The organism is Parabacteroides timonensis, assembly GCF_900128505.1.
Lineage (GTDB): Bacteria > Bacteroidota > Bacteroidia > Bacteroidales > Tannerellaceae > Parabacteroides > Parabacteroides timonensis.
Genome location: NZ_LT669941.1, coordinates 2,720,394 through 2,732,708 on the forward strand (window position 1 = coordinate 2,720,394; position 12,315 = coordinate 2,732,708).

Genomic DNA, 12,315 nt, shown 5'->3' on the forward strand with positions numbered 1-12,315 from the left:
TAAAAAATTAAATTATTATCTTTCTTCCAAAGTCTTCAATAGACCATGGATAGTTTGTCCTGATGACTGAAGAGCAGAGATAACGTTCTTCGCCGGAGATTGCAGCAAGGCAATAACATCGCCGATAAGTTCGTTTTTGCTCTTGATATTTACAAGGGCTTCCAGGTTTTCTGCACCGATGTAGAAACTTTCCTGTACATAGGCAGCCTTCAACAAAGGTTTTGCAACCTCATCCTTTTTTGCACCCTTTGTAAATTCTTTGATCAGACGAGCAGGAGCATTAGCTGTTTGTGAAAACATAACAGCTGTATTGCCCTTTAAAGCAACTTCTAACTGAGAGAAATCCCCCTCAACGTTTTCCAGTGCTTTTTTAAGCAAGTTGTTCTTAACAACAACCAACTTTACTTCCTGCTTGAAACATTCTCTTCTCAATTTGCTTGTTTTCTCAGCATTCAATGCTTCGATATCAGTCAAATAGAAATTAGGATATTCTTTTACAGTTTCTGTAAGCTGGCTTATTACTATGCCTTTATCTTCCTTTTTCATTGTGCAATAAATTTAAATTAGTTTTCTTCAACTGATTTCGGGTCAATTTTAATACCCGCGCTCATTGTACTAGAAAGATAAATGCTCTTTATATATGTACCTTTAGCTGCAGACGGTTTCAACTTTAAAAGAGTTGAAATAAATTCCTTGGCGTTATCACGAATCTGATCGGCATTGAAAGATACCTTTCCGATTGATGTATGAACGATACCGGTTTTGTCCACCTTAAAGTCGATCTTACCTTGCTTAACTTCTTTCACTGCGTTGCCGATTTCATTGGTAACCGTACCGCTTTTAGGGTTAGGCATCAAACCACGAGGGCCTAATACTCTACCCAGAGCACCGATTTTACCCATGATAGAAGGCATAGTGATGATCACGTCAATATCAGTCCAACCACCTTTAATTTTGTCAATATACTCATCCAAGCCAACATAGTCAGCTCCAGCAGCAGTTGCTTCAGCTTCCTTGTCTGGTGTACATAATGCGAGAACCCTAACTTGTTTACCTGTTCCGTGAGGTAATGAAACAACACCTCTAACCATTTGATTGGCTTTACGGGGGTCAACACCTAAACGAACATCCACATCTACAGATGCATCAAACTTAGAAGTAGTAATTTCTTTTACTAATGCTGATGCTTCCTTTAACGTATATGCTTTCCCAGCTTCAATCTTGCCTAAAGCCAACTTTTGATTTTTTGTCAGTTTACTCATTTCAATTGAAGTTTATTAATTATTACCCGGGAATGTCCCTTTAACAGTGATACCCATACTTCTGGCTGTTCCGGCAACCATTCTCATGGCAGCTTCAACAGTAAAGCAGTTTAAGTCGACAATTTTGTCTTCTGCGATAGTTTTTACCTGATCCCAAGAGATTTCAGCAATCTTCTTACGATTCGGCTCTGCAGAACCACTCTTCTGTTTGGATGCTTCCAATAACTGGATAGCAACAGGAGGGGTTTTAACGACAAAGTCGAAAGACTTATCAGCATAGTAAGTAATTACCACAGGTAATACTTTACCAGCCTTGTCTTGGGTTCTGGCATTAAATTGCTTGCAAAACTCCATAATATTAATACCCTTAGAACCTAAGGCAGGTCCTACTGGGGGAGAAGGGTTTGCTGCTCCTCCTTTAATCTGCAATTTGATTTGTCCAGCAACTTCTTTAGCCATTTTTCTAAAATTTAGATATATAACATCAATAACAGAAAGAAAACACTTCTCGTAACAAAAGCGTTACTCCTTCTCAACTTGCATATAGCCTAACTCAAGCGGTGTTTTACGTCCGAAGACTTTTACCATCACTTTGAGTTTCTTTTTCTCGGCGTTGACTTCTTCGATCACACCTGTAAAACCGCTGAACGGTCCAAAGGTGATTTTCACACTCTCACCAACGTAGAATTGGATATCCAGTTCTTCCTGTTGATCCTGCAATTCATCAACCGTACCTAAAATACGGCTAACTTCAGAAGGACGCAACGGAACCGGGTTATCAGACCCGCCCAAAAATCCGATTACATTGGGAATGTTTCTTAATCGATGAGCAACTTCTCCAACCAATGCGGCTTCTACCAATACATAACCCGGCAAGTAAGCTCTTTCTTTCATCACCTTCTTACCATTACGCACCGTAAAAGTTTTCTCCGTAGGAATCAGCACCTGGTTGACATACTCACCCAAGTCTGTATTCTTCAATTCAGCTTCTAGATATTCTCTTACCTTATTCTCCTTACCACTAATGGCGCGCAGAACATAAAATTTTTTCTGGATATCAGACATATCAAAAACTGATTAAAAGATTTTCTCGTAGAAGAAACGCATTACGCTCTCAAAGCCTAAGTCAACAACAAAGATTACTGCTGCGATTATAAGGGAAGCAAACATAACAACCACAGCACTATTGGAAAGCTCTGTTCTAGTAGGCCAAGAAACTTTATAAACAAGTTCGTTATAAGATTCCTTAATATAAGTAATTATCTTTTTCATCGAATCTATAGATTTTTTGCACGGAAGGAGAGGCTCGAACTCCCGACACCTGGTTTTGGAGACCAGTGCTCTACCAACTGAGCTACTTCCGTAAAATAGCCAGTCTCTTTATAAGACTGGCTATAAGTATTGTCTTAATTATTAGTCGATCAATTCTGTAATCTGACCAGCACCTACTGTACGTCCACCTTCGCGGATAGCGAAACGAAGACCTACGTTACAAGCTACCGGGTAGATCAGTTCAACGTCGATTGTAACGTTATCACCAGGCATTACCATTTCAGTTCCTTCCGGAAGTGTAATTTCACCTGTTACGTCCAATGTACGAATATAGAACTGAGGACGGTATTTGTTATGGAACGGAGTGTGACGGCCACCTTCTTCTTTCTTCAAGATATAAACCTCAGCTTTGAAGTGAGAGTGTTCTTTAACCTGTCCCGGATGGCAAATAACCATACCACGTTTGATTTCGTTTTTGTCGATACCACGCAGCAACAGACCTACGTTGTCACCAGCTTCACCCTGATCCAACAGCTTGCGGAACATTTCCACACCTGTTACAACAGATTTCTTACCGTCAGCACCCAGACCGATGATCTGAACTTCTTCACCAACTTTTACGATACCTGTTTCAATACGACCAGTAGCAACAGTACCACGACCAGTAATAGAGAACACGTCTTCAACCGGCATCAAGAAAGGTTTGTCAACTTCACGCGGAGGCAGCGGAATCCAAGTATCGCAAGCTTCCATCAGTTCCATTACTTTATCTTCCCATTTTGCATCACCGTTCAATGCACCCAGAGCAGAACCACGGATTACAGGAGTGTTGTCACCATCGAACTGATAGAAAGAAAGAAGTTCTCTCATTTCCATTTCAACCAATTCCAACATTTCTTCGTCGTCAACCATGTCGCATTTGTTCATAAATACAACCAGTCTCGGTACGTTTACCTGACGAGCCAACAGGATGTGTTCGCGAGTCTGAGGCATAGGACCATCAGTTGCAGCAACTACGATGATAGCACCGTCCATCTGAGCAGCACCAGTTACCATGTTCTTTACGTAGTCGGCGTGACCCGGACAGTCTACGTGAGCATAGTGACGATTTGCAGTCTGATACTCTACGTGAGAAGTGTTAATAGTAATACCTCTTTCTTTTTCTTCAGGAGCGTTGTCGATAGAATCGAATGAACGCAGTTCTGAAAGACCTTTCTTTGCCAATACTGTTGTGATAGCAGCTGTCAAAGTTGTTTTACCGTGGTCAACGTGACCAATCGTACCAATGTTCACATGTGGTTTCGATCTGTCAAATTTCTCTTTTGCCATAACTTAATTGTTCTTTATTTGATTAATGATCATGTTCTAAAATTCATCTTATGAGCCGGTGCCGAGACTTGAACTCGGGACCTCTTCCTTACCAAGGAAGTGCTCTACCGCTGAGCTACACAGGCGAAATAAAAAGAGCGGAAGACGGGGCTCAAACCCGCGACCCTCAGCTTGGAAGGCTAATGCTCTATCAACTGAGCTACTTCCGCAATTTTAATTCTTTCACGAACCAATTCTCGTTTCGAATTGTTCTTTAGTAGTGGGCAGTGATGGATTCGAACCACCGAAGTCGAAAGACAGCTGAGTTACAGTCAGCCCCATTTGGCCACTCTGGTAACTGCCCAATATGTCAAAAACTTTTCTTTTGAGCCTCTTGTCGGATTCGAACCAACGACCCCGAGATTACAAATCACGTGCTCTGGCCAACTGAGCTAAAGAGGCAAGCCTTCTTTTCTAAAAGAAGCCGTTTCGTCGAGTGGGCGAAACGGCTGCAAATTTAGATATTATTTCTTACATACCAAATTTATCTACCGTTTTTTTTATTTGGCTCTGATTTTTTCCTTGAATTTAACTAATTGTTTTTCCAGTGCTTCGACACATTCGTCGATAGACGCTTCAAAAGAATCGTTTATTTTCTCTGCAAAACAATCTCCATTCTTTATTATTAGACGCACAGCCGCTTCTTTATTCTTTGCTGATTCAGGTTTTACAACCTTCAATGTCACTTCTGCTAATATTATGCCGTCGAAGTATTGCTCCAACTTACCAACTTTCTTCTGAATAAACGCTTCTAACTGATCTGTTGCGTCAAAATGGATTGCTTGAATTCTAATGTCCATAATTAACCTCCTTCTTTTTTCGCTCTTGGATGAGCATGATACACTTTTTTTAATTCCTCAAAGGTTGTATGTGTATAAACGCTGGTCGAAGCCAAGCTACTGTGTCCAAGTATCTCTTTCACAGCATTCAACTCTGCACCATTGTTCAACATACTTGTTGCAAACGAATGTCTCAATACATGAGGGCTACGTTTCGCCAATGTTGGGATTTCCGACAACTTATCCTTTACTATAGTATAAACAATAGATACTGATAACTGTTCCCCGTTTTTTCTTACGAAAAACCATCCGCTCTCCGAACCAACTTCACGATTTCGAACTTCAGTGTATGCTTGTATTAAGTTTTTTAACCCTTCTGCAAATGGAATCAACCGTTGCTTGTTACGCTTTCCCGTTACCCGGATCTGCATCGTCTCGGAGTCGACATCGGAATCTCTCATTCCTATCAACTCCGAACGGCGTATACCTGTATCGTAAAGCATTTCCAATACCAGACGATTCCTCACACCTTCAAAATCCTCACCGAATCCATCACCATCCAACAAAAGTTCCATTTCCTTGTCTTTAATAAAATAAGGTAACGGCTTCTTCGTTTTCGGCCCGGTTATTAACCGCAATGGATTAACAGAGATGCTTCCCTGCTTCATAAGGAATTTAAAAAAAGACTTCAAAGAACTTAATTTCCGGTTGACCGACACTGGTGAAAGCTTTTCGTCCATTAAAGCAACGACCCATCCTCTCACTAAATCCGCATCGACATCCACCGGATCAAATATGCCTTCCTTATATCTTTTTACATAATCTTCGAACTGGCGCAAATCTTTTGAATAAGCTCCTATCGTATAATTGGAGTAATTCCTTTCATACCGAAGATAATCTAAAAACGAATCTATCAACATATCTGCGTTGCATCAACTTTTATGCAACGAAAATAGGAATAAGAATTCAATAAAACAAGTTTGGTAAGATATTTATTCTTCTACCTGCTGCAATTGCTGAACGTAAACTGCACGCATGTTCTGTTTTCTCTTTGCAACAGAAGGCTTAATGAATGCCTGACGGCTTCTCAATTCCTTTACTACTCCTGTTTTTTCGAACTTTCTTTTAAACTTCTTCAGCGCTTTTTCAATGTTTTCGCCTTCTTTCAATGGAACTACGATCATAATTTAATTTATTATATTGTTTTTAATTACATCCTCAAAATGGGCAGCAAAATTACTGATTCTTTCGTTATTAGCAAAACTTTCCGACAATAATTCGTATTTTTTCTTTTTCCACCAATGCTTTAACACTCAGAACCTCTGCTTGCTAGTAGTTAAGACTATCCGTAAACGGAGGGTAAGCAATCCCTTTTTCAGTAATGATCGCAGAAATCAGATCATGGGGAGTAACATCAAATGCCGGATTGAATATCCTAACGTCGCGCGGCGCCATTCTATGGGAATACCACATCTCCGACACCTCTTCTGGAGCTCGCTCTTCTATCACAATCGATTGCCCGTCAGGACATTGCTTATCAATAGTAGAAATAGGTCCCAACACGTAGAAAGGGATGCCGTAATGACGAGCCAGAATAGCGACCCCGGAGGTCCCGATCTTGTTCGCCACATCTCCATTCATCGCAATACGGTCGCAGCCTACCACCACTGCCTGCACCCACCCTTTCTGCATAACGGCAGAAGCCATATTATCGCAGATCAGCGTCACATGCACCCCCGACCGCTGCAATTCGTAAGCCGTCAGACGGGCTCCCTGCAGCAAAGGACGTGTTTCATCGGCAAAGACCTTAAAGTCATATCCCCGCTCCTGCCCCAGATAGATCGGTGCCAGTGCGGTGCCATACTCGGAAACAGCCAGATGACCGGCATTACAATGCGTCAGTAGTCCCATGCCCGGCTTTAATAGCGACAGGCAGTTCTCTCCTATCCTGCGACAGGCAGCAGCATCTTCCTCACGAATAGCCTGCGATTCTTTATGCAATAACCGGACAAGCGCCTGGACATCCTCCCGACAGTTATCCAGCACGACCTTTTCCATCCGGTTTAAAGCTGCCACCAGATTAACAGCTGTCGGACGGGAAGAGGCCAAATAATCTTTCACCCGTTTAAATTCTTTGTAAAAATCATCAAAACCAGCCGCTTTAATCTGTTTACTACAAACATAAATACCATAAGCGGCCGCCACTCCGATAGCAGGAGCCCCACGAACTTTTAGTTTATAAATAGCCTCCCAAAGATCTTCCGCACTGGAAAGAGACAAATACACCTCTTTCCCCGGCAATCGGGTCTGATCCAGAATAACAACGGAATTAGTATCCTCGCTGAGACGGATTGTTTTCAAATCAGTAATATTCTTTTCACTCATTTTCTTTCAAATTCATTTTCTTCGATAAAGCCTGCCGCCTCAGTAGTCCTGGGCCGCCGGTACTACTATGCCAGAATCACAGCTCTACTGTCCCGGCACCCCGACACTACTATGCCGGAGCAGGTGTATTTCTGTCTCTGCTTTCCTGAAAAATTTAAACCCTCTTGCCTTTATAATATATATAATATATAATAAAGAAAGCGTCTGTACCAGCGTCCGAGTAGCGTCTGGGATTTCCAACACCAGTTCCAGGTATGATTTAAGATACAAAGATACAACAAATTAGGCAGAATTACCTTCCCGAATAGCAAAATAAAAAAACATCACATTTCCGGATAAAAGCAACTCCTATACACCTTCCTTTCCCAATAATTTATTAACTTTGCGAATAGTAACGTTGACTAAATAGTAATGCGATGAAAACAAATATCCCAGAACGTATTGCCGCCCTGAGGGAGGTAATGAAAGAAAAGAAAATCGATGCTTATATCATCCCCAGTTCCGATCCACACCTGAGCGAATATCCGGCCGATCGCTGGAAATCACGCGGATGGATATCCGGTTTCGACGGATCCGCCGGTACAGTGGTAATCACGACAGACAAAGCCGGCTTATGGACAGACTCGCGCTATTTTCTGCAGGCCAGTATACAGCTGGAAGGATCAGGCATAGAATTATATAAAATGGCTTTGCCGGAAACTCCGACTATCCCGGAATTTCTGCTTCATGAATTACAAAGCGGACAGACAGTCGGCACAGATGGCCAGACTTACAGTGTAGCCGATGCCGATAAACTGGAAAAAGTACTGAAACGGAAAGACATCAAGCTGGAAACATCATACGACCTGATCGACCTGATCTGGAAAGACAGGCCATCCGTCCCGGGTAACCCGTTGTTTGAAATGCCGGTCGAACTGAGTGGTAAGGCTGTCCATGAAAAGCTGGATGAAATAAATAACCAGCTACGCAAGGAAGGAGCCGATTGCGGTATCCTTGCTGCGCTCGACGAAGTAGCCTGGACATTCAATATCCGGGGTACGGACGTGGCTTACAACCCGGTCGTTATCAGCTATGCCTTTATCTCCGAAGACGAAAGCGTACTTTTCATCGATCCGAAAAAGATCACCGCCGAAGCTGCCGAAAACCTGAAAAAAGAGGGTGTCGTATTGGCCGACTATACGATGATACAGAAATATCTATCTCGTCTACCGGAAGATAGCCGGGTATTCATCGATCCGGCAAAAACAAACATTTCCCTCTACAACGCGTTGCCGAAAGGATGCACCATCATTGAAGGTATCACCCCGGCAAACCATCTGAAAAGTATTAAGAACGAAACCGAAATAAAAGGATTCCGCAATGCGACCGTAAAAGACGGTATCGCATTAACCCGTTTCTACATTTGGCTGGAAAAGAAATTAGCCGCCGGCGAAAAAATGACAGAGCTTGATGCTTCTGCCCGCCTGACCGCCCTGCGCGCAGAGCAACCACAGTACATTATGGATAGCTTTGAATCGATCACCGGATATGCCGGACATGGTGCGATCGTTCATTACGCCCCGACTCCCGAAACCGACGTTGAACTGAAACCGGAAAGTCTGCTTCTGATGGACTCGGGCGCACAATACCTGGACGGCACGACCGACATTACCCGCACGGTAGCCCTGGGCGAACCGACCGAACAGATGAAAAAAGACTTCACGCGTACGCTGAAAGGCATGATCGGAATTGCCAAGTGCAAATTCCCGGCCGGTATCCGCGGCTGCTTGCTCGATGTGCTTGCACGCAAAGCGTTGTGGGATGCCGGCATCAATTATCTTCACGGAACCTGCCACGGTATCGGACATTGCCTGAATGTGCACGAAGGCCCGCAGAGTATCCGTATGGAAGAGAACCCCGTTCCGCTGAAGCCGGGTATGGTGATGAGCGACGAACCGGCCATGTACCGCACCGGCGAATATGGTATCCGCACCGAGAACATGATCCTGATCCGAGAAGACAGCGAAACGGAATATGGCAAGTTCTATGGTTTCGATACTTTGACTTTATGTTATATCGATACCAAATTAATTATGGTTCCGATGCTGTCTGTCAGGGAACGTGCCTGGATAAACAAATATCACCAGATGGTATACGATTTGTTAAGCCCGCATCTGAACGAAGAGGAAAAAGCCTGGTTAAAAGAAAAAACAACAGAAATTTAAAAGAGCCGACAGTCGACAAATAGCAGTTGACAGTTGGAAAACTGTTTTTAACTGTCATCTGTCAACTGTCACTTGTCAACTATAAAATTATGGCAATAATAAAATCAGTCAGAGGCTTTACCCCGAAGATCGGTAAAGACACATTTTTAGCGGATAATGCCGCTATTATCGGTGATGTTGAAATCGGAGAAGGTTGCAGCATCTGGTTCAGTACGGTCCTTCGCGGCGACGTAAACTCGATCCGTATCGGCAATGGTGTAAACATTCAGGACGGCTCCGTATTGCATACATTATACGAAAAATCGACCATAGAGATTGGCGACGATGTATCAGTAGGACATAACGTTACCATCCACGGTGCCAAGATTTGTAATGGCGCTCTGATCGGGATGGGATCGGTTGTACTCGACCATGCCGTGATCGGCGAGGGAGCCATCGTGGCCGCTGGTTCAGTTGTTTTGAGTAAAACGATTGTCGAACCGGGCAGTATTTATGCCGGCGTACCGGCTAAGTTCGTCAAGAAAGTCGATCCGGAACAGGCCAAAGAGATCAACCAGAAGATTGCTAAAAACTACCACATGTATTCAAGTTGGTATAAAGAAGAAACAGAATAAATGAAGAAAGCAGGATGGGCAATACTTTTGATCGTATGTTGTATCGGCGGCTATCTGGTATTGCCCTCCAACTATTACCTGCGCCGTGCCCTTACGCATTTGTTACCAAAGATCGACCAGTATCCGATTTTTGAGAACCGCACGGTAAAGGCCGGTGATCCGCAACCTTGGAAACAGTCGGAGGCATATAATACGCTTTCCATTCCGGAAAAGTATTTGCCGGTATTCGATGAACTGGGAACGGTGGCTTATGTTATTATCAAGGACAGCACATTGCTTTTCGAACAATATTGGGAAGACTACTCTCCGAAGTCGCACAGCAACTCCTTCTCGATGGCCAAAAGTATCGTTTCACTGGCTATTGGAGGAGCAATCGACGATGGATTTATAAAAAGCGTCGACCAGCCGGTCAGTGATTTTTATCCGGAATTTCAAGGTTACAATAGAAAGCCTTTAACACTCCGCCACCTGTTGACGATGAGCGCGGGAGTTGACTTCAACGAAGCATATTCTTCTCCCTTTTCTCCCACCACCAAACTATACTACGGCAACGATTTGCAGAAGATCGCATTTGACATGAAAGAAATAGAGGAGCCGGGCGTCAACTTTATCTATCAAAGTGGTGTAACCCAGCTACTGGCTTTTATCGTAGAGAAAGCAACCGGAGAAAATATCAGTACTTATGTTTCCCGCAAATTCTGGACACCAATGAACGCGGAAGAAGATGCACTCTGGAGTCTGGATAAAAAAGACGGTATCGAGAAGGCGTATTGCTGTTTCAACAGTAATGCTCGCGATTTCGCCCGCTTCGGACAACTGATACTGAATAACGGTAACTGGAACGGTCAACAGCTTATCTCCGACTCTTACCTGAAGGAGGCTACGACACCCGACACCCATTTATTATTCAAAGAATATAATGAGACAAACAATTGTTACGGGTTCCAGTTCTGGCACCTTACCTACAACGGTATGGAGATACCTTACATGCGTGGTATCCTCGGACAATACGTCTTCATCATCCCTGAACTGAATGCCGTAGTCGTACGCCTCGGCCACAAACGCAGCGAAGCACGTTCCGAACAACATTATCCGGATGACATAGATACCTGGCTCGGAGCTGCTGTGGAAATGATGCAAGCCATTCAAAACAATAAAGATAATAACGAATCAAAATAAACACTCTAAATTAAATCGACAAATGAAGAAGACAGTATTTACTGCGCCTGTCGCAGCATTATTACTCCTTTCTTGTGCACAAGCACCGCAAGACAAAGGTAAAGAGATTACTTACACACCACAGGCGCCCTACAACCCGCCGACGTATGTGTGTTACAAGGCTCCGGCTCCTATCAAAATCGATGGTAAACTGTCGGCTGAAGAATGGGACGCTATCCCCTGGACAACCGACTTTGTAGATATTGAAGGCGACAAACGCCCCCAACCTCTCCTACAGACACGGGCTAAAATGACTTACGACGACAATGGTATGTACTTCGCCGTCCTGATGGAAGAGCCTCATGTGTGGGCTACTATCACAGAACATGACGCCGTAATCTATCAGGATAACGACTTCGAAATATTCCTCAACCCGACAAACGATACACACAATTACCTAGAGTATGAAGTGAATGCTTTGGGTACGGAATGGGATCTGTTCCTGAGCAAACCTTACCGTGACGATCCTCAAGTCCTTAATAACTGGGAGTTTGCCGGTATGAAATCTGCCGTATATGTGGATGGTACGTTGAATAACCCGAAGGATACCGATAAGTCATGGAGCGTAGAGGTATTCATCCCCTGGTCTTCAGTCTATCAGGTTGCAAGAGGTAAAAAGGCTCCTGTTGCCGGCGAACATATCCGCACCAACTTTTCACGTGTGGAATGGACAACCGAAGTACAGGATGGCAAATACGTAAAAGTCCCCATCAAAGGTGAAAACAAAATACGTGAATACAACTGGGTATGGGCTCCGACAGGGGTAATCAATATCCACATGCCGGAATACTGGGGATTTGTACAGATCTCAGACAAAGTGGCAGGAACGGGAGAAACTCCGTTTGTGAAAGACCCGAATGATGAAGTTAAGTGGCTTCTGCGTAACCTGTATTACCGTCAGAACGAGTATGCAGCGACATTCGGCGAATATGCTCCATCTGTAGCAGCTCTCAAACCGGAAGAATTATGTCCGGCAGAACAAGCAAAGCAGATCAGTCTGTTCAACACTCCTTCCATGTATGAAATCACATTACCCGGCACAGACGGTAATGTTTGGCATATCAGACAGGATGGATTGGTTTGGGCTTCTAAGAAATAAAGAAGTAATGATTTAGAAAAAACTGAGCCTCATGCCGTAGGCTCTCTTTTGCCGTTTGCTTTAGCAAACGGATATCTAAATGCTACGGCTTTGCCGGATCCTCTGTGGGTTTTA

At 43.6% G+C, this 12,315-nt stretch carries 14 protein-coding genes and 5 tRNA genes; 4 read left to right on the plus strand and 15 right to left on the minus strand.

The annotated features are described in order from the left end of the window. Positions 1–15: 15 nt before the first annotated feature. The 15 genes from rplJ to mtnA all read right to left on the minus strand — a co-directional run bounded on the left by rplJ (position 16) and on the right by mtnA (position 7,066). Positions 16–546, minus strand: a complete 531-nt coding sequence (gene rplJ, locus BQ7394_RS18440) for a 50S ribosomal protein L10 (protein ID WP_075558755.1) — start codon at positions 544–546, stop codon at positions 16–18. Between the two features lie 17 nt (positions 547–563). Then, entirely contained in the window at positions 564–1,262 is a 699-nt protein-coding gene (gene rplA, locus BQ7394_RS18445) for a 50S ribosomal protein L1 (RefSeq protein WP_028726929.1), read from the minus strand. A 15-nt stretch (positions 1,263–1,277) separates the two neighbouring features. After that, positions 1,278–1,721 carry a 50S ribosomal protein L11 gene (rplK, locus tag BQ7394_RS18450; RefSeq protein ID WP_075558756.1) on the minus strand — a complete coding sequence of 148 codons (444 nt, stop codon included), beginning with the start codon at positions 1,719–1,721 and terminating at the stop codon, positions 1,278–1,280. A 63-nt stretch (positions 1,722–1,784) separates the two neighbouring features. Beyond that, positions 1,785–2,327 carry a transcription termination/antitermination protein NusG gene (nusG, locus tag BQ7394_RS18455; protein WP_075558757.1) on the minus strand — a complete coding sequence of 181 codons (543 nt, stop codon included), beginning with the start codon at positions 2,325–2,327 and terminating at the stop codon, positions 1,785–1,787. A 12-nt stretch (positions 2,328–2,339) separates the two neighbouring features. Further along, on the minus strand, positions 2,340–2,534 hold the full coding sequence (secE, locus tag BQ7394_RS18460) for a preprotein translocase subunit SecE (protein WP_007654183.1): 195 nt from the start codon (positions 2,532–2,534) through the stop codon (positions 2,340–2,342). A gap of 19 nt (positions 2,535–2,553) precedes the next feature. After that, positions 2,554–2,626, minus strand: a tRNA-Trp gene (locus BQ7394_RS18465). Positions 2,627–2,675: 49 nt separating this feature from the next. Further along, positions 2,676–3,863, minus strand: coding sequence for an elongation factor Tu (tuf, locus tag BQ7394_RS18470; protein WP_075558758.1), 1,188 nt, complete (start codon positions 3,861–3,863; stop codon positions 2,676–2,678). Positions 3,864–3,916: 53 nt separating this feature from the next. After that, positions 3,917–3,988, minus strand: a tRNA-Thr gene (locus BQ7394_RS18475). Between the two features lie 11 nt (positions 3,989–3,999). Next, positions 4,000–4,072: transfer RNA gene (locus BQ7394_RS18480), tRNA-Gly, on the minus strand. Between the two features lie 51 nt (positions 4,073–4,123). Next, positions 4,124–4,206, minus strand: a tRNA-Tyr gene (locus tag BQ7394_RS18485). Positions 4,207–4,230: 24 nt separating this feature from the next. Then, a tRNA-Thr gene (locus tag BQ7394_RS18490) sits at positions 4,231–4,304 on the minus strand. A gap of 98 nt (positions 4,305–4,402) precedes the next feature. Beyond that, positions 4,403–4,702 (minus strand): ribosome hibernation-promoting factor, HPF/YfiA family, encoded by a 300-nt coding sequence (gene hpf, locus BQ7394_RS18495; protein ID WP_075558759.1) that lies wholly within the window; start codon positions 4,700–4,702, stop codon positions 4,403–4,405. A gap of 2 nt (positions 4,703–4,704) precedes the next feature. Then, a complete protein-coding gene (locus BQ7394_RS18500; RefSeq protein ID WP_075558760.1) occupies positions 4,705–5,601 on the minus strand; it encodes a tyrosine-type recombinase/integrase in 897 nt (298 codons plus the stop codon). A gap of 72 nt (positions 5,602–5,673) precedes the next feature. Next, positions 5,674–5,865, minus strand: a complete 192-nt coding sequence (gene rpsU, locus BQ7394_RS18505) for a 30S ribosomal protein S21 (protein WP_075558761.1) — start codon at positions 5,863–5,865, stop codon at positions 5,674–5,676. 145 nt (positions 5,866–6,010) lie between these two features. Then, the gene (mtnA, locus tag BQ7394_RS18510; RefSeq protein ID WP_075558762.1) at positions 6,011–7,066 is read right to left on the minus strand and encodes an S-methyl-5-thioribose-1-phosphate isomerase; all 1,056 of its coding nucleotides are present in this window, start codon (positions 7,064–7,066) and stop codon (positions 6,011–6,013) included. 416 nt (positions 7,067–7,482) lie between these two features. On the opposite strand from mtnA, the gene BQ7394_RS18515 reads away from it, so the two are divergent. The 4 genes from BQ7394_RS18515 (at position 7,483) to BQ7394_RS18530 (ending at position 12,201) form a co-directional block, all read left to right on the plus strand. Then, entirely contained in the window at positions 7,483–9,270 is a 1,788-nt protein-coding gene (locus BQ7394_RS18515) for an aminopeptidase P family protein (protein WP_075558763.1), read from the plus strand. Between the two features lie 89 nt (positions 9,271–9,359). After that, positions 9,360–9,884, plus strand: coding sequence for a gamma carbonic anhydrase family protein (locus BQ7394_RS18520; RefSeq protein ID WP_075558764.1), 525 nt, complete (start codon positions 9,360–9,362; stop codon positions 9,882–9,884). Beyond that, a complete protein-coding gene (locus tag BQ7394_RS18525; protein WP_075558765.1) occupies positions 9,885–11,063 on the plus strand; it encodes a serine hydrolase domain-containing protein in 1,179 nt (392 codons plus the stop codon). It begins immediately after the preceding gene. A gap of 22 nt (positions 11,064–11,085) precedes the next feature. Further along, complete coding sequence (locus BQ7394_RS18530) at positions 11,086–12,201, plus strand: carbohydrate-binding family 9-like protein (protein WP_075558766.1); 1,116 nt, start codon at positions 11,086–11,088, stop codon at positions 12,199–12,201. The last annotated feature ends 114 nt before the right edge of the window (positions 12,202–12,315 follow it).